This is a genomic window from Pararcticibacter amylolyticus (assembly GCF_003130405.1).
Lineage (GTDB): Bacteria > Bacteroidota > Bacteroidia > Sphingobacteriales > Sphingobacteriaceae > Arcticibacter > Arcticibacter amylolyticus.
In genome coordinates this window covers 157536-177334 of sequence record NZ_QEAS01000007.1, presented here as the reverse complement: position 1 = coordinate 177334, position 19799 = coordinate 157536, and the positions used below count along the sequence as shown (strand labels likewise).

Genomic DNA, 19799 nt, shown 5'->3' with positions numbered 1-19799 from the left:
GATGAAAATATTATGGGTCAGCTTATGTGGTGTATTGGTGCTAAACCTCTTTTCTCCCGATGTGAAAGCGCAAAGCACGGAAATTCAGCAGTTGTTGCTCAACGTGGAAAAGCTATCGCAACTCAAAAGCATTTTGAGCGATATGAAAAAAGGTTACACTATTCTAACCACCGGCTATAATTCCGTCAGGAACATCGCCCAGGGCAATTTCAGCCTGCACGAAGTCTTTTTGGATGGTTTAATGCTCGTCAGTCCCGAGGTCAGAAGATACCACAAGGTAGCGGACATCATCACCTATCAGGGCGATATCCTCTCCGAATACAAATCGGCCTACAAGCGGTTTTCAGGCAGTGGTTCTTTTTCCGTAGCGGAACTGGATTACTTGTCGAAAGTCTATCAGAAGCTCTTTAATGAAAGTCTGCAAAACCTTGACCGGTTGCTCATGGTGATTACGGCGGGCAAAATGCGCATGAGCGATGACGAACGGCTACAGGCCATTGACCGGATTTATGATGATACCCTGGACAAACTGACTTTTTTGCGCTCGTTCAACCGGGAAACCGGGATGCTCAGCATCCAGCGAACGCGGGAGAAAGCAGACCTGCAAGGCGTGGACAATTACTTTAACAAAAACTAACGGCTTATGAGAAAGACAATTTTTTTGGGTGCTTTTATCGCACTCTTAGCCATGCTTTTGCCTGTTATTTCCTTTGCGCAAAGTGGTAATGGTATGGCAGGTAGTATTACGGGCTTGCAGCCTGTACTCGATCAGGTCTACCGGGATATGATGCCCTTATGTTCCAAACTGATCGGTGTAGCGCGAGGTTTGGCCGGGTTCGGGGCGCTGTGGTACATTGCTTCAAGGGTATGGCGGCACATTGCCAATGCCGAGCCGGTTGACTTTTACCCGCTGTTACGGCCATTCGCTTTGGGTCTGGCCATTATTCTTTTTCCGATGGTCATCGGGGTACTGAACGGCGTACTCCAACCCGTTGTTTCGGCTACGGGCGGCATGGTTCGTGATAGTGATAAAGCGATAGCCGCATTGCTGAAACAAAAAGAAGAAGCCATTAAAAAAAGCACCCATTGGCAAATGTATATTGGGGAAACCGGCAATGGTGACGAAAATAAATGGTATCGCTACACACATCCAAAAGACCCCAATAGAGAAAAAGAGGGTATGTTCGAGGGCGTCGGCAATGATATTAAGTTTTGGCTTGACCGCAATGCCTACAACTTTAAGAACTCTATCAAACAGTGGATGTCGGAAGTGTTGCAGGTACTCTTCGCAGCGGCGGCCTTGTGTATCAATACAGTACGTACCTTTTACCTGATCGTCATGGCCATACTCGGGCCGTTGGTATTTGGCTTTGCAGTTTATGATGGGTTCCAACATACCCTGACCGTTTGGCTAGCGCGTTATATCAACATTTTCATGTGGCTGCCCGTCGCCAATATCTTCGGTGCCATACTGGGGAAGATACAGGAAAACATGCTCAAAATCGATTTGAGCCAGATCGGGCAGGCGGGCGATACGTTCTTTTCGCCCACAGATGTTGGGTATCTCGTTTTTATGGTCATCGGCATTGTCGGCTATTTCACCGTGCCGAACGTGGCGAATTATATCGTCCATGCAGGCGGTGGCAATGCAATGCTGCAAAAGGTAAACATGCTTGTCGTAGGTGGAAGTTCCACTGCCGCGAACACCGGGATAGCCGCAGGTGGCATGGTGGCCGATGCGATGGGCGATGCCTGGCGCAGGATGAACACCGACAAGGCAGGCGGCGACCAAAATAATTATTTAAAAGACAAATTGAAAGGATAAACTATGTTCACACAACTTAAGAACATCGATACCGCTTTCCAGCACATCAAAAGGTTCAGCCTTTTCCTTGTCGTGGCCTGTATACTGATTTCCGGCTTTGCGGTTTATACCAGTTTTGATATGGTGAAGACCGTGCAGGGCAAGATCTATATCCTGGCGAACGGTAAGGCATTGGAAGCATTTTCGGCTGAAAGAAAGGACAACGTGGCGGTAGAGGCACGCGACCATATTGGTATGTTCCACCACTGGTTCTTTACCCTAGACCCTGACGAGAAAGTGATACAGGCCAACATGGGCAAGGCACTGAACCTGGCCGATGAAAGCGCCCGCAAAAACTATGAAAATCTGAAAGAGCAGGGCTATTATAATAATATCATCTCGGCAAATATCTCCCAGGAGATCAGCATAGACAGTATCCAACTGGACATCAGCGAATACCCATATCATTTCAGGTGTTATGCTACCCAAAAACTGATACGCTCAAGTACAGCAGTCACTCGCAAGCTTGTCACGCAGGGATGGTTGCGCAACGTCAGCCGCTCTGATAACAACCCGCACGGTTTTCTCATTCAAAAATGGGAAACCTTGCTTAACCAGGACGTAAACCCTAACGCCGCTAAACAATGAAGCTATTCGCAAAAGGCACAGCGGATAAGCTAACGCCTAAGCAGGAAGCCCTGGCTGACCGCATCGCAGGCCGCATCCGCCAAACCCAATGCCGACTGGCAGAATGGCTAAACGGCAAAACGGCCGGTCTAACGGCTAAAAACTGGCTATGGCTGCTCGTACTGTTCAGCCTAGGTTTCGGGGCGTACTGCCTTTACCTGCTGGTTTCCGCATTTAATTAACCTATTTATTCACCATAATAACTTTAAAATGAAACAAAGAATCGAAACGCGCAGGATGCTATTGTTCCTGCCCTTACTGATCATTCCACTGCTGGCCATTGCATTTTATGCCCTGGGTGGTGGCAAAAAATCGGCGGCTGCCGATCAGCCCAAACAGGCAGGTATCAATATGACCCTGCCGGATGCCCAGTTTAACCGTGATACGCTCACCGATAAGATGTCGGTCTACGACCAGCTGAAAAAGTCCGGCAACGATACTTCAGCCTCAGAAATTGAGGCGGTAGCCGGGCGATTGGGTTTTAACGGACTGCCGGAAGACCCGCAGGCCAAGGCAATTGCTGATAAGTTGGCGGCACTGAACAAAGAAATGGCCAAGCCTGATGAGCCGAGGGCTACGGGAGTTGTGACCAGTAAAAACAATGCCAGTGATTCAGCCCTAGAAAAAGATGTGGCCAAGCTGGAAATGCTGATGAAAAGTATGCAATCGGGTTCAGGCGAAGATGCGGAAATGAAGCAGTTGTCGGCCATGCTGCAAAGCATTCAGGAAATCCAAAATCCAGAGCTGGCTAAATTGAAGTACAAGAACGCGATGCCAGCCGCTGCACCGGACAGTCAGTTTAGAGCGATACCCGCAGTGATCGAGGGCGATCAGAAAGCTGTTCAGGGCGCTGTGGTCAAACTCAAATTGTTGGATTGCCTGATCGTGGGTGGGCAGGTCATCCCTAAAGGGCATTTGATTTTTGGTTTGGCTGCATTCAGTAACCAGCGATTGAACCTGGAGATCAAGAATATCCGTTTGGGTAACTCCATCGTACCGGTCAACCTGACCGTATTTGATATGCGCGATGCCATGAGCGGGATCAATGCGCCCGAAGCGGTATTGGCCGATGCAGTAAACGGTGGCGTGGTTGATGCTGCCGGAAGCATCGGCATCACGGGCTTTGACCTGACCACCCAAATTGCCGGGGCGGGTATTGATGCAGCACGGTCGCTTCTGACCAAAAAGTTAAAACGCATCAAGCAGCCGCTCAAATCAGGCTATCCGTTGCTGTTGCGCGACAATACGAAAAAACAGACTATTCATTAATACTTATCAGATGAACAAAAACAATTTGGAGAATCTACAGGGCGAAATGCGTGCCTTGAAATTCGATGAGAAGCTCATCGAACAGATGCAAAAGGAAATGGAGAAAGGCAAGCCTGGTTTCCAGCTTCACACACAGGTTCCGGCCGATAACGGCCAGCTGGACGTTACCTTAAATTTTAAACAATCAGGTTCGAGCGATTATTATTTCCTGAACAGGTACGACCTGGCCTTGTCAAAAGCCAAACCATTGGAAGAAGGCAAACAGTATTTTGTGATCAGTCCTAACCCGGAAGAAAAGGGCAAGCACCTCACAAGGAAATTTGACAGTGCCTTACAGGCGATGGATTATTTCAAATCGCAGAAACAGACCAGTGAACTGGCAGTGGGCAAAAGTGTGGCCGATAAAATGACGCTCGCCACAATTGAAAAAGGCAAGGTCGATTATGTCAACAAAGATTTCCGTACCGCTTATTATAGTCCGGTGATCGCCAATTCGCAATTCGTGGATAGAGGTCGGGGCTTCAACGTAGTACAAGCAGCCAATATGCTGCAAGGCCGCGCCGCCTATCGGGACGATCTGGTCAGTCGCGCCGGAGAAAGCTATAAAGCCTGGAACGTTCACCAGTTTGATGAGCCCAAGGACAAATACGGCAATTATAAGGTTAAACAGTATAGCGAGGGCTACGGCTTTGATGTCGCAAAGGAACTGAACAAGTATGGCATCAAGGAGCTGGCTGATCCCAAAAAAGAAGCCCAGGTGATCGATTCGCTCAAAGACGGCAATAAACCTGTGGTAACCGTAGTTGGACAGGACGGTCAAGAGCTAAAACTTCGTGTCGAAGCGATGCCCCGTTTCAACAACATCAACTTCTTTCAATTGAACGGCAAGATCGAAAAACGTGAACAATTCCTGAAAGAGCCTTCGCAGGATATGGCAAAAGGCCAGCAGAACATCTTCGAGAAAAAGCTTAACCAAAGGCAGGAACAGGGAATGTCGATCTGATTTGTTATCGAGTTAATTAACCCATATATTCAAACTTCAAATTTTAAAACTTATGAACTCATTTGAAAAATTAAAAGAACTGTTAGCTGCCACAGAAAAAGATGCAGCAGCATTTTACGAGAAAAACAACAAAGCAGCTGGCACCCGTTTACGCAAGGCGTACATGGAGATAAAGAACCTCGCCTCAGCAGGCCGTAATGAAGTAACCGAACTGAAGAACAAGGAAAGTAAATAACAGGGTAAACTGCTTTGGGATAAAGCCTGCCGGTTTCCGGCGGGCTTTATAATTGTGGCCCTTCAGGTTTTATTTTAACTTAGAGTAATTTTTATTAATGGCAGCCTGAAACCGACACTTATAGATGAAAACACAGCCTATCTTTAATATCCTTGAGGGATTTGACTTTTCACATTTAAAAAACCCCGAATTTAAAGAGGATGCTGTACGCGAGGAACTGGTGGTTCCGATAATCAAAGGATTGGGGTATAGTGCCAGCAAGCCATACCAGATCATTAGGAGTCGCCAGCTGTTGCACCCTTTCGTATCCATAGGCTCCAAGCGTCATCCTATCAATATCATTCCTGACTACCTTTTTGAGGTTAATGACCGGCCGGCCTGGATCATGGACGCGAAAGCTCCCGGTGAAATGCTGGTCAAGTCAAAGCATGTTGAACAAGCCTATTCTTATGCTATCCATAGCGAAGTGCGGGTAAATTATTTTGCGCTTTGCAATGGAAATGAGTTCGTTCTTTATAATATCAGTAAAAACGATCCGGTACTGCAATTTTCGCTCGAAGCGATATCGCTTTACTGGGGCGACCTTCAACGTTTTTTAAAACCTGATGCTATTTTCAATAATGACCAGCATAAGCTGGCTAAAGATTTAGGATTACATTTAAAACGCTTGGGCTTTGACCATTTTGAGAGCATGTTCTTTCCCGCCGTGCCGATCACGAATATCGGGCAATTAGACCCGGATATGTACAGTATTTCCGGAGCAGTAAATATTGACGGGCAGCGTTACGTCGTCACTTTCGATTTTGATGCACTTGCTTTCCAGCAGCTTAAAGGCCGCATTCCCGAATCTGCTTTCAATGATTTGAGCAAAAGGGATGTGAATGGCCCGCGGAAATGTTTTTCTTTTGCCAATAATGCGTTTGTTGTCAATATAGATTGTATTATCGGCAATCAACTGGAAGAGAATACGGACGAAATATTTCAGCCACTGATCGTTAACAGGTTCGTTTAGTTATCAATGTACGTTGGCCCTCAAAGGTATTGACAAATTTATTTTAACAATATTATCACCGCGCAGATAGACTGCGTACATTGAAAATACTTTTGGCTTTATATTAAAAACAGATTACCATGCAGGTTAATTCAAAAGAGTATCAGGAGCACGCGATTTTTGACGAGCTTACCATGAATGCCAAGTTCTACGACAGCCTGTCCTTCTCGACTATGCACTGGGTTACCCAGGGAGTAAGCAGCCTTTTGAATATGGATACCTATATTTTTAGCTCTATTCAGGGGACGCTGGAATCGATTTTTGATGTCCTGAAACGGGGGCGCATCAATGACGGGTATGCCCTGCTTCGTAAATATTATGATTCCTCGATCATCAATATATATTCTAATCTTTACCTGGAAGATCATTTTTCTATTGATAACTTTGTCGTTGAAAAGATTGAAAAATGGCGCCGGGGCACAGAATCTATTCCGGGTTTTGGTACCATGTCCGAATATATTCTTGCCTCTGGTAAAGTTAAAGCGATCACTCAGCTGCTTTACCAAAACGGGGGCTTTAAAAATAGCGGATTTGAAGCCATCAGGCAACGGTGCAACGATCATACCCACTATTTGTATTACAACACCCTGTTGCTCAATGACAATAGGGTTTACATCAATGAACGTTTGAAGATATTGGAAAGGTTTAGGAATGATCTCCGGGAGATTTTTATTCTTCACCTTGGCTACCTGTTTTATATGAATGACCATTATATGATGTCCTCTGATTATATGGATTGTCTGGAATGTGGGGAGAAACCTGACGAAGAGCTACAGTACCAGGTGGCACCCTTTGTCCAGCGCATATTCGATGCGGTAATTGAAAGATACAGGCCGGATATTACCAAGGCGATCAAAGACCACTCAAAAATGCAGTTGTCTTAACCTCTACTAACCTCAAAAACGATGACCAACGCAGAATTAAACAGCATGAAATCGGAAGACATGCAATTCATTAAGGGACTCAATGAGTTGTTTGTTAAAGTCTTTGCTGTTAAACCCGACGAAGAACAGGCTAAGATACGCAAGACACCTTCCGGTGAGTATCTATGGCGGGTTCAGAGCCGCATTTGGGATATTCAACAAAATATCGAAGATATTGCGCTGACGGAGCAATTGATCAGTGCACACAATCCTGGATTATCTAGGCTTGACCGTACTGTAAATGCTGGTCAAATGATCAGATATAACTATGAAAATTTCTTTTTACGTATGGGAAAGATGACGGATCTTTTTCTATTGCTAATCAATGAGGTGATGATGCTTAAAATAAAAAAAGGCCTGAACTTAGAAGCCAACGTACTGAAACTGCTCGCAAAAGATCATCCGCACTTTCAAGGCATCTGGTCGCAGGTCAAACAAAATTTAGATGAACTAAAACCCTACCGCAACCATGTAGCCCATAACGGGTTTATCACTATGCCAGACCTCGCGTTGGTCAACTCATTTTACACCATTGACATAAAACATAAAAACAGACTGGAACAATATCGGTATGAGTTCGCCATAAGCGATATACAAAAGGACCTCGTAGAAAAATTTACTGCTATCATAAACGCGCATTTGGCAAACATTGATCAGTACCTCAAACTGATCTACCTTTTTATAACTGTCCCCTTTTTTGATAACCTCAAATCTCTGACAAAAAACAAATGATTGTTTGAACGTTTTTTGCTGATGAAGATTTGTAAGTTTACCAAAAGCTAAATTGACACAGCCTGATTTTATCGGTAAGTAATTCAATCCTTATGCAAGCACCTAAATCTTTACGTAAGCCGCTGAACTGGCAGGATTTTGAAACCCTATGTAAAAAACTATGGGGTGAGATATGGGAATGTAAGGAGATCAAGAAAAACGGACGCACCGGCTAGGCACAAAATGGTGTGGATGTTTTTGGAATACCGTCGGGAGAAACGCAATATTTCGGCATCCAATGCAAAGGGAAAGACGAATATGCAAACAAACAGTTTACGGAACAGGAAGTGATCAACGAGATCGAAAAAGCAAAGAATTTCAAACCGCCGTTGAAGAAACTGTATTTTGCAACCACGGCCAATAAAGATGCCGGTATAGAAGAATTTGTTCGCCTTAAAAACCTGGAAAACATAGAAAGCGGCATTTTTGAAGTCCATTTGTTTTCATGGGAAGATATTGCTGACCTGATCGAAGAAAACAGGCAGACCTTTAATTATTACATGGAAAGCCAGAATTTCCGAAATACCACCAGTGTTGAAGTAACGTTTGAAAACGGGGAAAATGAAATAATCCTGAAACCTAAGTTTAAACAACACAAAACAGTTTACAGGAAAGATTTTACTGCCGGACTGGAGAAGGGGCTAATGGGACTTTCAGCGGCCATGAACGCAAATGCTTCATGGAACAGGATGTTTAATGCCGGTATGTCAGCACGAATAGTCAGGGCTACAGTTAATTTTAGTTACGCCAAATTTAACCTGGTCATTACCAATACAGGCAGCGAAGCGCTGGAAGATTACAAACTATCATTCTGGCTGCAAGGGGATATTCAGGATATTGCAAAAACAAATGTTAAAGATGACTTTCCGGCCCTCATAGCGGTTGCCCATGTCGTACGGCCAACTACTTACGTTGATGCGAAAACACTATCTGGCGAGCTGATCCCCAGGAATAACATACTGGTGGGTGATGATGCGTTTACATCTGCTGACATTTATATTAAGCCTGCAGCAACCGATAGCGAAGTACTTTTAAACTGGAAGCTGATTTCTAAACGTTACAAGACGGAGGGCTCCTTAAAGATCCGAATCAGCCCGGAAATCAAGTCTACCTACAAAGAGATTACGATAGACGATGTTTCGGAAGAACGCGTTGAAGCCGGTGAAATAACCGATTTTATCGAAATCAAAGATTAGCTCTTCTATCCAAAGCCTCATACCTTATGTTGGATCACCGCATTTAGCCTTTCCTTTTCTAAGTGGTCAAGCATGGAAAATTTATACCATTTTGGGACATGCCGCTTTCGCTTACCGGAGACTACTGCCATATGGTATTGTAATTCACCCACCACTAAAATATCGGCCGCTTCAACCTTTCGGAAATTCAATTTGTAATACTGATGATCCACTACGCCTATGAAAAGATCTATATGATGATAGCATTCATTGTTTTCAATAAGCAGATAAAGTTTGCGCAGCGCACTTTTGGTGATCCTTGCTCCACAATAAATCGCGGTTATACAATCAGCAGGTAACTGGAAAAGGGCTACATAACTGCTTTCAAATTCCTCATCAAACGCTCTATCCTGTCCGATATGGATGGTATATTGCTGGTCTTCTTTCTTAAAATTGAGCGCATTTTCAGGAACCGCCAGTAGCCGCCATTCTCTTTCATAGGCCCAATCGTGACTTTTTTGAAATAACTGCACTATTTTTTGCATTTCGTTTGCTTCAGGCGTGCCATTTTTGAGCAAGTTGGCTTGCCGAACGATTAATTTTTCAAACTCCCGGAGCGTTACTGCCGGACGTCTATTTCCGTAAGGAACCTGATAGAGGTAGCGAGTAGTATCCGTAAAAAAAGCGTGTGTGCTGTCAAGTTCGAGGACAAATCCGCTGTGGTTACCTGTATAATGTGCCCACATCAACAGGTTTTCGTGATCTTCTGTCAGTGATAAGGACACGAAATTGGTATTCACGTACCAGCTTAAGATGTTTTTTTGCGGTTTTTTCCGATCCTCTTCCCATCGGGCTACTTTTTCTTCCGGTATAACGCCGGTATCCTGAACTTCTTTTACGATGCTGGCAAACTCGGCAAGTTTTTTTAATGGATGGATTTCCTGATGATCACTGTAATAAGGTTGAGTTTCAAATGGATCATTGAGTGCATAGGGCTGGCTAAATCTTATTTTCTGATTTTGCAGGATATCGATCCGCGCACTGGTGACATATTTATATAACTTCATTCGGAAAAAGCTTCGCTGTTAGTTCTGATGCAGAATCTTTCAAATACTATTAAACCTTGGCAACAGACTTTTAAATATAATCCTTTATACCCATAATTATACTGTCACATTCAGCAACGAATTTTAACCGATGCTCTGCTGCGGGAATTTGTTTGGCCAAATTCCTTAATCTGATAACATTGATCATCAGGCCACGTGTAAATCTGTACCTTTTATCTTTTTCGATCTTATGTTCACCAAGCAGATGGTTTGTGATGTCTATCAAGGCCAAATTGCCGATATATTTCCCTTGCTGATAAACAGGCAGGGAGCCGCTTAACTTTAATTTCAGAAATTGGTCGAGTGCCTGAAAAATCGTCCTGTCCGCTTGAAGTGCGGTCGATCCGGCAACTAACATTTCATTGCCAGGGGTAACTAAATCCTTTATTTTCATCATAAATACCAATGGCGCGGGCAAAACTTGTCCGCTAAAGAGGTACTGGTATACCCATGCACGAAACAAGCCAGCCACACGCCATTGGCATGGGCTACGCTGTTTTCCTCGTGCATTTAAAAATTACCAGTTTTCTTTAGCGAGGATTGCGTAACGCAATATTTTCAATAAATCTTTTCTGTCTACCGCTGTTTAGGCGGATGACACCCTGCAAATGTAAGTATTTTACTGTTTAAGCTAAAGTGGCTGATCATGCGAGGCAGGACAGCCGCTTTGTCTGTTCGCTCCGCTGCACAGCCTTCAGCCGCTGTTTTAACCTGCCGGTGCAGCCCTGCATGCGCAGCGCTGCTTCTTGACCTTCATGATGATTTTTCCAAGATGTATAAAGAGTGGTTTCCAAGCTTTTTGAGCACAAATTTCTGATGGCCGGGTCTTACGGTCAAGGCCAAGCCCTACGGGTTTGCTCGAAAAAAATCTCCACCCTTCGGGTAGTATTTTTTTCGGCAAAGCCTTGTCCGCAATCCCCGCCCAATCAGGTGAGGGTGACTATCAAAAAGCCAGGAAAGGCTCCGGCGGAAAGGTAGTACGCCGGTTCAAACTCTTAATTTCTAACAAAATGGAAACAAAAGCAAAAAACAACGGACAAGCAAATGTAAACACCGTTAAAGCTGACAAAACCCCAAAATTCGTGGCGGGAAACCCTGTAAACGCTGTATCGAAAGCAGAAGAAGCAAAGCCGCAGGAACAGGCTAAACTCGAAGAGGTAAAACCACAGGCGGAAACTCCCACAGGAGAGGCACCAAAGGCAGAGCCAACAAAAAAAGAAATCAAATTTCAGTTGGAGCAGGAAAAGCCCGCTTTGAATTTGGAACAGACCTTAAAGAAAATCAAAGATTTAAGCAGATTATCCAACCAACGTGAAAAACTGCTATCCACTATTGAGGATTTGGACGCTTTTGAGGTGAAGCAGTTAGACGACGCCGAGGAAACCAACCTGAACCATTTTCAGCGTTGCGAATTGAAAATTACAGATGATAACGGGAATACGTTCAGCACCAAGAATCCTTTTATTATTAACGAGGTAGCGACCAACATTAAGGCGCTTTGTGAGGGCAAACTGGCCGAGGTGGAAGCGCAAATTTCGTTGACCCTTTAACCTTCAATGCCTCCCGATCATTCATCGGGAGGCTATTTAATCAAAATTTCAAGCAGATGGAACAGGCATTTATCGAGTACCTCGATCAAATCTATTACGAGGGTTACGGGGAGCAGTTCAAAGAGGATAACCCCGATACATTTTACAAGCAGTTAGCCGAGTATACAGAGATTTACAGCACCTCAAAAATCCGTTCATGAAATGGTTTAATGAGTGTAAGACGCTTGACGAGGTTAAGTCGGCTTACAAAAAACTGGCGAAGCAACATCATCCTGATTTGGGAGGTGATACGCTGACCATGCAGGAAATCAACAAGGAATATGCATTTGCCAGTGCCAAAGTCATCAAGGGGGCTAACCTGTCGGAAGAGGAAACCGAGAATGAAATTTTATCATCCGAAGCCTACCGCAAAGCGATAGAAGCCATTATTCATTTGGATGGTATCACCATTGAACTGGTGGGCTGGTGGATTTGGGTAACGGGCATGACCAGGCCCGTTAAACAAACATTGAAACAGGCAGGATTTTTCTTTGCACCTAAAAAGCTGGCCTGGTACTTCCGTACCGCTGAATATAAAGTCAATAAGGGCGGTAAAAAATCGCTTGATGAAATCAGGGCGAAATATGGCAGCGAAGTGCTGAACAGCAACCGACCTAACCGGCATTTTTTGAAACACTAATCAAAACGGAGGCGCAACCGTGCAAAGGGCGCATCTTTTTATGAAAACGTTAAATTCAGATTGCACTAAAATATTCTGTTTGCTTTTAGATAAAATGAACGGCAAACAGCACCTTAAAATAGAAAATGAGCCGTTTATGCCCCTGACTATTGAAAATATCGGTGTGGCTTATGGCGGTGAAGCGGCGTTATACAGCCTTTGCCATTATTATGTACAGCTTGGCGATTTGATGGCAGACCCCGAAGTGTGTTTCGTGGTCGTGGATCACAGGGGCGGTCAAACCGAAGCTTATGAGGATGTGCAGGTAACACCATATTCCTTCAAACAGTCAAACATGGGCATCGATGAAGAAAGCCTTACCTTTAATGAAAATGGAGTTATTATCAGATGTGATGATATGATGCAGCATGATCATGCCGAATTTGCGGAGCAATGGTTAACCAACATTTGGCAACAAGGATTTTTAAGGGGTTAGCGCTGTAGCCCGTACCTTAATGTTGTATGCCCCGCAAGGTGTCGCCCAAATTCCGGGCGGCCCCTTGCGGGGCATAAGTGTTTTATAAGGTGTCTTGATTTTCTTTTGTACATTTAATTAAATGTTTTAATGTATGTTCAAAATCGTCGAATATCCTAAGGTTCAGGATTTTTTTAATGAAAATAAGAAGGTCGTTTACAAGAACAGACTGGCGCATTATCACCTGATTCAATATTTTGACGAATTGAATGCTGGCAGACAATCTGTTTATCAGGCTTATAACATAGTTGATGACGACGACGGGAATGTAATTGCTGTTTGGGGCGATTCGGTTTATTATTTATATGCTTTAAAATGGTCTGATACTATCCTTGATGGTTTATTGACCAAGATAGATGTTGCCAAATATACCAAGCGATTCTCCTTTTGCGGCACAGACAAACTGATCCTGGAACTGTTTGGAAAAAGCGGAGTAGCCTACGAAATTTTTAAACAGCGCGTTTTGTTTGAATGTAAGCAGGTTAAGCCGTTGACCAAACCATGTAACGGCGCTGCTTTTTTTAGCACGACGGCCGATCTGGATACCGTTGCAGAAATGACCTACCGTTATGGCGTAGAGGAATGGGGAGTACGCGAAGGCCGGGACTTGAACCATGCCCGTCAGCTTTCTTATCAATCAATTTTGCAGGAAACAAGTTGTCATTGGGAATCTGCCGGTAAAATAACGACCATGGCAAGTGTATTGGATTCTGATACGGAATTACCAATTATTGGAAGCCTCTATACAAATCCCCAGGATCGTGGAAAGGGCTATGCCAAATGTCTGGTGCACGAAATTACCAGGCAGATTACAACTAATGGTGACGGAAAATGCGGAATTGTATCTGATGCAAGCGATCCCGTGACCAATCGTATGTTTCAGGAGATTGGTTTTGAGGAAATCAGCCGATATATCGCCGTTCATACTACCCGCGAAACTGTTTAAATAAAATTATGAGAAAAGCTACTGACGATTGCTTGTTATGCCGGGTCAATGCCGCAGGCAAGACCAATTCACATATTTTACCCCGGTTTATATCGACCGGTTTTTTGGGCGCTAAGGGATCACCGAGAAAAGGTTATTTATTGAACGGTGAAAATGAACTTACCGCTAAACCAAAAACCGTTCAGGACTCACCGAAAGAAAATTATATTCTTTGTGAGGAGTGTGAAGCTTATTTGAGTTTACTGGAAACAGCTTCAGCAGCTTCATTGAAATTTTGGCAGGATAAGGTCGCAAAGGGCGATCTGAAAATTATTTCGGTGCATCCGCATTTAAAATTAGTGCAGCTTGATTCGCCTGATCCGGTGATCATGCGCTTACTGGTTTACTCTATGTTTTGGCGGGTTGATATATCATCATTGGAATCATTTAATGACTATAAGCTAGATCCTGATCTGGCTGAATCCTTGAGGGTCAGCTTATTGGAATTTAAAGCCCTGACGAATGCGGACCTGCAGGCCAATGTCAAAGCCAAACAGCTTACAATGCATCCTTATGCCACCATGACGGCAGGGGCATTTAAAGATGAAACGAAAAATGTCTTAGCAGCTATAAACCCTGGCAACCCGGCATCCCTGCACGTTGACAAATTCGGCTTCTATATCTTTAAAGCTGAAAAAGATATCGCGGGGAATTTTATGGCTAATTTCAGTAACGTAAAGCCTGGTGACAATCAGATCATGGTCGTAAGTGAGCAATTATGGTACGATGTTATGGTAAAGCGTCCACTAGAGATGGCAGCGGAGCAAGCAAAAAGGAATTTGGTTAAAAAATCGTAGACTATGGCTGAACAAAGGCTGTTTAATATATTGCAATTGGCATACACCCCCCTGAGCAATTACGATTTTGTGATGGTGAAAGACGATGCCATCATCCAGCAGTTTATCAATTCGGGAAAACTGTATATTATTGCCCAGCGCCCGGTATTAACCTTTGAAAATTTCTATATAGACAGTGAAGACATTGAGAACCCTGTTTTAAAATTTGAAGTCCATCAAAAAGGAACCAGTGAAATACTCGAATGTGAGTTTCCGTTATTTCAGGACGAGTTTAATGTGCCTTTTGGCAGCCACTGCGATATTGCTATTAACTATACCTATCCGAAATCGGAAGTTGTATTCCAGCATCCCATGCCATTTACTTCAATGGCGAATTTCGTGGTACATACCGGGGAAGATTATTATTGGATTTCACCCGAAAAACTAATTTATCATTACTTAAGGGATGCCCTGGATATCAGGATAAAGGGAGACATTGCGAAATTCCTGAAATACAAGGTTCATTACATTGGTAAGGCAACAGAACAGGATATCATAAAAAGGCTCACTGGGCATTCCCATCTGCAAGATATATTGTCGGTCGAAAGGCCATTTCATTACGGAACCCTGCCTACCGAAGAAATTGCCATATTATTCCTATCATTCAAGGATAACATTTTCATGAATACCTTTTCCCCGGACGATGACGAAATGGATATTGCGGTTAGGATGCTTATGGGCGAAAAACCTATAGACGATAATGTCATTTATTTAGATGCCGAAAAGGCACTGATCAATGCGTTAAAACCAAAGCATAACAGGCTATTATATAATAATTATCCCGAAAGCAAAGATGGTCTGCACTCACATCAACTTGAATTCTACACATTTAATTTTTCTGATCCTATTACCCTGATGTACGACAATGGTGAAATTGTGGGCGGTCAGGATTCTTTAATCGTTGAAAAAGGAAAGACCTTACAGGTTCGAAAAGGAAGCAAGTCAAAATAACATTCATTATGCAAAAACATATTTTCCGATGGTTTTTACCAACCTCGATGAGAAGCAGAACTTCAAAGTTTGAGTTCGACATTACCAATGACTGCAAGATCTTTTTAAGCCAACCTGATTATTACCAAAAGAAGGTCAAGTTTGATACCCAGCATAGCTATGATCAAGCTTTTGCATCACTAATTGACCGTATTTCAATTGTAATCCATCCGTTTACTTCAGCTCCAATGAGCAATACCCATGAAGCCAATACACTAGTGATACAGGAAATCGGGCCATTCAAAGAGTTTGAACATATCATTCATAGGGGAAATCTTAGGCTTGCCAAAGGCCTGGCGGTTATTACAGTCGAGTTTCAGGGTGATTATACTTACACTGAAAATCTCAGGACTTCGGAGGAAACTGACATTGAAAAAATGATGAACTGGGATATGGATTTTGAAGATATGAGACGTAAAATGATTTCGTTGGTCAGCGATATTTGTTCTTTTTTTCTCCTAGGACTTCACATTACTTACCCCACGCATAACAACTCTCACGAGTCTTTCAAGCCTCAATCGAGTGGATTATTATCGTTTTCCGGCAATGGCGAATACATTATGGATGAACACTCCGACATTTTTTCTTATCCTTTATTGATCGAAGAAGATAGGCTACCGGCGTTAACAGCTGTTTTGCCTCAAATCGCCCAAGTCTGGCATAAGAATATCTGGTCTTTTTATCGGTTCTTGAAGGGTGTTCGTTCAGATTATATTACAATTGATAATTTTCTTGACCTGATGTTTACCCTGGAGAGTTTCTATGATAACAATACCTCTACCGAAATCATGAAATTGGTCTCATCGGTTATTGTTGCAGAAAACAAGGCCGATGCAAAGAAAATTCAGGAATTGTTGAATTATTGTTTCAGGGTCAGGAATGAAGTAGCACATGGCGGAACTAATTATAGGTTGTACGATTATGTACCCAAGAAGCAAAGCGAGCCACAAGACAAGCTTTTAATCATTAAGCTTTATTGGGGGCTTAAAAATTTGAATATCCAACTGATCTATCACGGTATACTTAAAATTTTAAACGACAAAAACCCGACTCCGGCATCGTCTATCAGATTCGGTATTTCCGACATCAGTGACAAGTGTTTTATATAGTAAATAGTAGAGATTATGGTAATAAAAACTTAACTAGTAGAGAATTGCGTTAATCCGTAATTTTGTTGCTATGAAACACCAAAGTTTAATATCCTCGGATGCAACTGCTGAAGAAGGAAAGAAGTACGTTATAATAGAAAACCATGAGTTTAACATCGGTGAAGCTACTTTTCTAAATAAAGACGGTGATGAATTCGTCTTTGAAATTCATTTATCAGGGAAAAGGAAGCCTGAAGATTATGAATATATGTATGACGTTGATTCCGATACACAGGAGTTAATTGGTCTGCGTGCTAAAATTGCTGTTAAAGAATAATCCCCAGTTGAGATTTAGCTCTCTACTAGGGATTAAACTGATTGAAATAAGCGCATGCGAAAAAAACGTGCTAAGATGCCAAACTTGAAGCTGGAAGTTGGGGGTCAAGCTCCATCATTTTCCCTCTCATATTAGCCAGACGCGTCAAATCGTACATAAAATCCGTGGACAACAACAAGTCCTTCCACCCGTCATTGGGGAAAAGAGTTGTTAAAAGACGCTTTTCCCCTTTTTTATGCCCATGCAATTCGTTGTTTTCATATGTGTTATAGAGGATCAAGAGTGCCGTCTTCAGCATCGAGACAATACATAACACAGACTAAGAGACGTCCGCGATTTCATGGGATACAGCGATAATCAACGCGAATGCGTTGATTATATCGATTTACTAATTTCCATATATTTTTTTAATGTAAAATACCACACAATAAATTAGCATATTTACATTTTTTTCCAAATCTTTGACCCAAATTTTATTATTCCAATAAAATCCAGTAAAAACTAATATATTATCATGTCAAATCTTCGTTTTCAGGCATTAAATGCCGTTCTGACAAGATCAGTTCCTGAAGTTACATTGCCTTCTCCTAAGATTTCCGATTTTTTCGGCTGTAATGTTTTTGATAGAAGAAAGATGAAAGATTATCTTTCAAAAGAAGCGTTCCAGAGTGTTACTGATTCTGTCATTCTAGGTGAAAGAATCGAGCGTGAAATTGCAGAGCAGGTAGCTTCAGCAATGAAAGCCTGGGCTATTAGTCAGGGTGTTACGCATTATACCCACTGGTTTCAACCCCTTACTGGAAGTACTGCTGAAAAGCATGACTCATTCTTTGAGCCATCAGGTGATGGATTGGGACTCGAAAAGTTTACAGGCGATGCCCTTGCCCAGCAGGAACCGGATGCATCCAGCTTCCCGAACGGTGGAATCCGCAGTACATTCGAGGCCCGTGGCTATACTGCCTGGGATCCGTCTTCTCCTGCTTTCATTATGGGAAAGACGCTTTGTATTCCTACAGTATTTGTTTCCTATACGGGTGAAGCCCTTGACAATAAAGCTCCTTTACTCAAGGCAGTAAGCGCACTTGACAAAGCAGCAGTAGGTGTGGCTCAGTATTTTGACAAGAGTATCGAAAAAGTAAACGCATCCCTTGGTATCGAACAGGAATATTTCCTGGTTGACCTTGCGTTGTTTAACGCTAGACCGGATCTTTACCTCACCGGACGCACCCTGTTTGGTCATATGTCTGCCAAGAACCAGCAATTAGAAGATCACTATTTCGGATCTATCCCAGGCCGTGTTCTTGCCTTTATGCAGGATCTCGAAATTGAATCACTGAAGCTTGGGATTCCTTTAAAGACACGTCACAATGAGGTAGCTCCTTCTCAATTTGAATGTGCTCCTATCTACGAAGAAATTAATCTGGCTATCGACCATAACCAGCTGTTAATGGATCTCATGGATAAAGTAGCATTACGCCATAACTTTAAAGTATTGCTTCATGAGAAGCCATTTGCCGGTGTTAACGGATCAGGAAAACACAATAACTGGTCTATGATCACCAATACTGGTAAGAACCTGTTATCACCTGGAAAAACTCCTAAGAACAATCTGATGTTCCTCACATTCTTTGTGAATACTATTAAGGCTGTTCATGAACACGCTGACCTGCTTCGTGCGTCTATCGCTTCAGTAAGCAATGATCACCGCCTGGGAGCTAACGAAGCGCCTCCGGCTATCATCTCGATCTTCCTGGGCAGCCAGCTGAGCAATGTACTGGATGAGATCGAAACTTCCCGTATAACAGGAAAGATGAAGCAGGAGCCTACTTTATGGACAAATATTCCGAAGATCCCGCAGATACTTCTGGATAATACTGACCGTAACCGTACCTCTCCGTTTGCTTTTACGGGTAACAAGTTCGAACTGCGTGCTGTAGGTTCTTCAGCAAACTCGGCAGCTCCAATGACTATTCTCAACCTGATCGTAGCAGAACAACTGACCAAATTCAAAGTCGAAGTTGACAAGCTGTTAAAGAAAGGCGAGAAAAAGGACGTTGCCCTGATGACGGTGATCAAAAAGTACATCAAAGAGTCAAAGTCAATCAGATTCGAAGGAAACGGCTACAGCGACGAATGGGCTGAAGAAGCTGAAAAAAGAGGTTTATCGAATATCAAAACAACGCCAAAAGCGCTGGATGTTTTGGTTGACGAAAAATCAACCAGGCTTTTTGAAGATACCGGAGTATTCAGCACCCGTGAAATTCACGCCCGTCACGAAATCCTTCTGGAGAACTATTTCAAGAAGCTTCAGATTGAAGCCCGTGTTATGGGAGAACTGGTGAACAACGTCATCATTCCGGCTTCTGTGTCGTATCAGACTTCACTGATCGAAAACGTAAAGGGATTGAAGGAAATAGGACTTCAGGAAGACGCATATACGGCACAGCTTGACATCATTAAGAAGCTTTCATACCATATCAATATTGTACGGTCGAATGTTCTTGAGATGGTGAACGAGCGCAAAAAAGCTAACGTGATTGAGGATGCAAGAGAGAAAGCAGTCGCCTACGATGAAAAGGTGAAATCATATTTCGAAACTATCCGCTATAACGTTGATAAGCTTGAACGTTTGGTTGCAGACGACAAATGGCCGTTACCGAAGTTCAGGGAACTGCTGTTTATAAAATAATACTGATATTTTGTAACGGATGCTGGTTATTGGCAGTCAGCTGTCAGTCGCCATCTGGTTCCATAAGATCAAACAAAGCCGGGTTCGCCCGGCTTTGTCTTTATTAG

At 43.1% G+C, this 19799-nt stretch carries 23 protein-coding genes; 21 read left to right on the top strand and 2 right to left on the bottom strand.

The window, feature by feature from the left end; translation table 11 throughout:
* Position 1 precedes the first annotated feature (1 nt).
* The 11 genes from DDR33_RS10110 (at position 2) to DDR33_RS10060 (ending at position 8939) form a co-directional block, all read left to right on the top strand.
* Positions 2 to 637 (top strand): hypothetical protein, encoded by a 636-nt coding sequence (locus tag DDR33_RS10110; RefSeq protein WP_109415658.1) that lies wholly within the window; start codon positions 2 to 4, stop codon positions 635 to 637.
* 6 nt (positions 638 to 643) lie between these two features.
* Positions 644 to 1825, top strand: coding sequence for a conjugative transposon protein TraJ (gene traJ / locus DDR33_RS10105; RefSeq protein WP_109415657.1), 1182 nt, complete (start codon positions 644 to 646; stop codon positions 1823 to 1825).
* 3 nt (positions 1826 to 1828) lie between these two features.
* A complete protein-coding gene (gene traK / locus DDR33_RS10100) occupies positions 1829 to 2452 on the top strand; it encodes a conjugative transposon protein TraK (protein ID WP_109415656.1) in 624 nt (207 codons plus the stop codon).
* The gene (locus tag DDR33_RS10095) at positions 2449 to 2673 is read left to right on the top strand and encodes a hypothetical protein (RefSeq protein ID WP_109415655.1); all 225 of its coding nucleotides are present in this window, start codon (positions 2449 to 2451) and stop codon (positions 2671 to 2673) included. The genes traK and DDR33_RS10095 overlap by 4 nt, the downstream gene beginning before the upstream one ends.
* 28 nt (positions 2674 to 2701) lie before the next feature.
* On the top strand, positions 2702 to 3760 hold the full coding sequence (traM, locus tag DDR33_RS10090) for a conjugative transposon protein TraM (RefSeq protein ID WP_109415654.1): 1059 nt from the start codon (positions 2702 to 2704) through the stop codon (positions 3758 to 3760).
* A 10-nt stretch (positions 3761 to 3770) separates the two neighbouring features.
* Positions 3771 to 4763 (top strand): hypothetical protein, encoded by a 993-nt coding sequence (locus tag DDR33_RS10085; protein WP_109415653.1) that lies wholly within the window; start codon positions 3771 to 3773, stop codon positions 4761 to 4763.
* Between the two features lie 52 nt (positions 4764 to 4815).
* Positions 4816 to 4998, top strand: coding sequence for a histone H1 (locus tag DDR33_RS10080; RefSeq protein ID WP_109415652.1), 183 nt, complete (start codon positions 4816 to 4818; stop codon positions 4996 to 4998).
* Between the two features lie 124 nt (positions 4999 to 5122).
* On the top strand, positions 5123 to 6010 hold the full coding sequence (locus DDR33_RS10075; protein WP_109415651.1) for a type I restriction enzyme HsdR N-terminal domain-containing protein: 888 nt from the start codon (positions 5123 to 5125) through the stop codon (positions 6008 to 6010).
* Positions 6011 to 6129: 119 nt separating this feature from the next.
* Complete coding sequence (locus DDR33_RS10070; RefSeq protein WP_109415650.1) at positions 6130 to 6933, top strand: hypothetical protein; 804 nt, start codon at positions 6130 to 6132, stop codon at positions 6931 to 6933.
* A 21-nt stretch (positions 6934 to 6954) separates the two neighbouring features.
* A complete protein-coding gene (locus tag DDR33_RS10065; RefSeq protein ID WP_109415649.1) occupies positions 6955 to 7704 on the top strand; it encodes a Cthe_2314 family HEPN domain-containing protein in 750 nt (249 codons plus the stop codon).
* 227 nt (positions 7705 to 7931) lie between these two features.
* Entirely contained in the window at positions 7932 to 8939 is a 1008-nt protein-coding gene (locus DDR33_RS10060) for a hypothetical protein (protein WP_202913708.1), read from the top strand.
* A gap of 17 nt (positions 8940 to 8956) precedes the next feature.
* Here DDR33_RS10060 and DDR33_RS10055 read toward each other — a convergent pair whose 3' ends face one another.
* Together DDR33_RS10055 and DDR33_RS10050 are read right to left on the bottom strand one after the other, a co-directional pair.
* Positions 8957 to 9985 carry a DUF2971 domain-containing protein gene (locus DDR33_RS10055; protein WP_109415648.1) on the bottom strand — a complete coding sequence of 343 codons (1029 nt, stop codon included), beginning with the start codon at positions 9983 to 9985 and terminating at the stop codon, positions 8957 to 8959.
* A 70-nt stretch (positions 9986 to 10055) separates the two neighbouring features.
* Complete coding sequence (locus tag DDR33_RS10050; RefSeq protein ID WP_109415647.1) at positions 10056 to 10421, bottom strand: hypothetical protein; 366 nt, start codon at positions 10419 to 10421, stop codon at positions 10056 to 10058.
* A 613-nt stretch (positions 10422 to 11034) separates the two neighbouring features.
* Between DDR33_RS10050 and DDR33_RS10045 the strand changes: the two genes are divergently transcribed.
* From DDR33_RS10045 to DDR33_RS10000, 10 genes are all read left to right on the top strand, one after another.
* Positions 11035 to 11574, top strand: coding sequence for a hypothetical protein (locus DDR33_RS10045; protein WP_109415772.1), 540 nt, complete (start codon positions 11035 to 11037; stop codon positions 11572 to 11574).
* Between the two features lie 56 nt (positions 11575 to 11630).
* Entirely contained in the window at positions 11631 to 11774 is a 144-nt protein-coding gene (locus DDR33_RS25790; RefSeq protein WP_158280699.1) for a hypothetical protein, read from the top strand.
* On the top strand, positions 11771 to 12253 hold the full coding sequence (locus DDR33_RS10040; protein ID WP_109415646.1) for a molecular chaperone DnaJ: 483 nt from the start codon (positions 11771 to 11773) through the stop codon (positions 12251 to 12253). Before DDR33_RS25790 ends, DDR33_RS10040 begins: the two co-directional genes overlap by 4 nt.
* A 40-nt stretch (positions 12254 to 12293) precedes the next feature.
* Complete coding sequence (locus DDR33_RS10035; RefSeq protein ID WP_146198738.1) at positions 12294 to 12728, top strand: DUF6908 domain-containing protein; 435 nt, start codon at positions 12294 to 12296, stop codon at positions 12726 to 12728.
* A 133-nt stretch (positions 12729 to 12861) separates the two neighbouring features.
* Positions 12862 to 13713, top strand: a complete 852-nt coding sequence (locus DDR33_RS10030; protein WP_109415644.1) for a GNAT family N-acetyltransferase — start codon at positions 12862 to 12864, stop codon at positions 13711 to 13713.
* Positions 13714 to 13721: 8 nt separating this feature from the next.
* Positions 13722 to 14549: a hypothetical protein gene (locus DDR33_RS10025; protein WP_109415643.1), complete on the top strand. Its 828-nt coding sequence runs from the start codon at positions 13722 to 13724 to the stop codon at positions 14547 to 14549.
* 3 nt (positions 14550 to 14552) lie between these two features.
* The gene (locus tag DDR33_RS10020) at positions 14553 to 15539 is read left to right on the top strand and encodes a hypothetical protein (RefSeq protein ID WP_109415642.1); all 987 of its coding nucleotides are present in this window, start codon (positions 14553 to 14555) and stop codon (positions 15537 to 15539) included.
* 8 nt (positions 15540 to 15547) lie between these two features.
* Positions 15548 to 16687 (top strand): hypothetical protein, encoded by a 1140-nt coding sequence (locus DDR33_RS10015; protein ID WP_146198737.1) that lies wholly within the window; start codon positions 15548 to 15550, stop codon positions 16685 to 16687.
* A gap of 70 nt (positions 16688 to 16757) precedes the next feature.
* A complete protein-coding gene (locus tag DDR33_RS10010; RefSeq protein WP_109415640.1) occupies positions 16758 to 17003 on the top strand; it encodes a hypothetical protein in 246 nt (81 codons plus the stop codon).
* Between the two features lie 514 nt (positions 17004 to 17517).
* Complete coding sequence (locus DDR33_RS10000) at positions 17518 to 19692, top strand: glutamine synthetase III family protein (protein WP_109415638.1); 2175 nt, start codon at positions 17518 to 17520, stop codon at positions 19690 to 19692.
* The last annotated feature ends 107 nt before the right edge of the window (positions 19693 to 19799 follow it).

Bases quoted from the DNA above. Each gene is read 5' to 3' on its own strand.
- DDR33_RS10045 (WP_109415772.1), top strand. From the start codon at position 11,035: ATGGAAACAAAAGCAAAAAACAACGGACAAGCAAATGTAAACACCGTT.
- DDR33_RS10070 (WP_109415650.1), top strand. From the start codon at position 6,130: ATGCAGGTTAATTCAAAAGAGTATCAGGAGCACGCGATTTTTGACGAG.
- DDR33_RS10075 (WP_109415651.1), top strand. From the start codon at position 5,123: ATGAAAACACAGCCTATCTTTAATATCCTTGAGGGATTTGACTTTTCA.
- DDR33_RS10035 (WP_146198738.1), top strand. From the start codon at position 12,294: ATGAAAACGTTAAATTCAGATTGCACTAAAATATTCTGTTTGCTTTTA.
- DDR33_RS10030 (WP_109415644.1), top strand. From the start codon at position 12,862: ATGTTCAAAATCGTCGAATATCCTAAGGTTCAGGATTTTTTTAATGAA.
- traM (WP_109415654.1), top strand. From the start codon at position 2,702: ATGAAACAAAGAATCGAAACGCGCAGGATGCTATTGTTCCTGCCCTTA.
- DDR33_RS10015 (WP_146198737.1), top strand. From the start codon at position 15,548: ATGCAAAAACATATTTTCCGATGGTTTTTACCAACCTCGATGAGAAGC.
- DDR33_RS10085 (WP_109415653.1), top strand. From the start codon at position 3,771: ATGAACAAAAACAATTTGGAGAATCTACAGGGCGAAATGCGTGCCTTG.
- DDR33_RS10000 (WP_109415638.1), top strand. From the start codon at position 17,518: ATGTCAAATCTTCGTTTTCAGGCATTAAATGCCGTTCTGACAAGATCA.
- DDR33_RS10010 (WP_109415640.1), top strand. From the start codon at position 16,758: ATGAAACACCAAAGTTTAATATCCTCGGATGCAACTGCTGAAGAAGGA.
- traK (WP_109415656.1), top strand. From the start codon at position 1,829: ATGTTCACACAACTTAAGAACATCGATACCGCTTTCCAGCACATCAAA.
- DDR33_RS10080 (WP_109415652.1), top strand. From the start codon at position 4,816: ATGAACTCATTTGAAAAATTAAAAGAACTGTTAGCTGCCACAGAAAAA.
- DDR33_RS10040 (WP_109415646.1), top strand. From the start codon at position 11,771: ATGAAATGGTTTAATGAGTGTAAGACGCTTGACGAGGTTAAGTCGGCT.
- DDR33_RS10025 (WP_109415643.1), top strand. From the start codon at position 13,722: ATGAGAAAAGCTACTGACGATTGCTTGTTATGCCGGGTCAATGCCGCA.
- DDR33_RS10065 (WP_109415649.1), top strand. From the start codon at position 6,955: ATGACCAACGCAGAATTAAACAGCATGAAATCGGAAGACATGCAATTC.
- DDR33_RS10110 (WP_109415658.1), top strand. From the start codon at position 2: ATGAAAATATTATGGGTCAGCTTATGTGGTGTATTGGTGCTAAACCTC.
- DDR33_RS10055 (WP_109415648.1), bottom strand. From the start codon at position 9,985: ATGAAGTTATATAAATATGTCACCAGTGCGCGGATCGATATCCTGCAA.
- DDR33_RS10095 (WP_109415655.1), top strand. From the start codon at position 2,449: ATGAAGCTATTCGCAAAAGGCACAGCGGATAAGCTAACGCCTAAGCAG.
- DDR33_RS10050 (WP_109415647.1), bottom strand. From the start codon at position 10,421: ATGATGAAAATAAAGGATTTAGTTACCCCTGGCAATGAAATGTTAGTT.
- DDR33_RS25790 (WP_158280699.1), top strand. From the start codon at position 11,631: ATGGAACAGGCATTTATCGAGTACCTCGATCAAATCTATTACGAGGGT.
- DDR33_RS10020 (WP_109415642.1), top strand. From the start codon at position 14,553: ATGGCTGAACAAAGGCTGTTTAATATATTGCAATTGGCATACACCCCC.
- traJ (WP_109415657.1), top strand. From the start codon at position 644: ATGAGAAAGACAATTTTTTTGGGTGCTTTTATCGCACTCTTAGCCATG.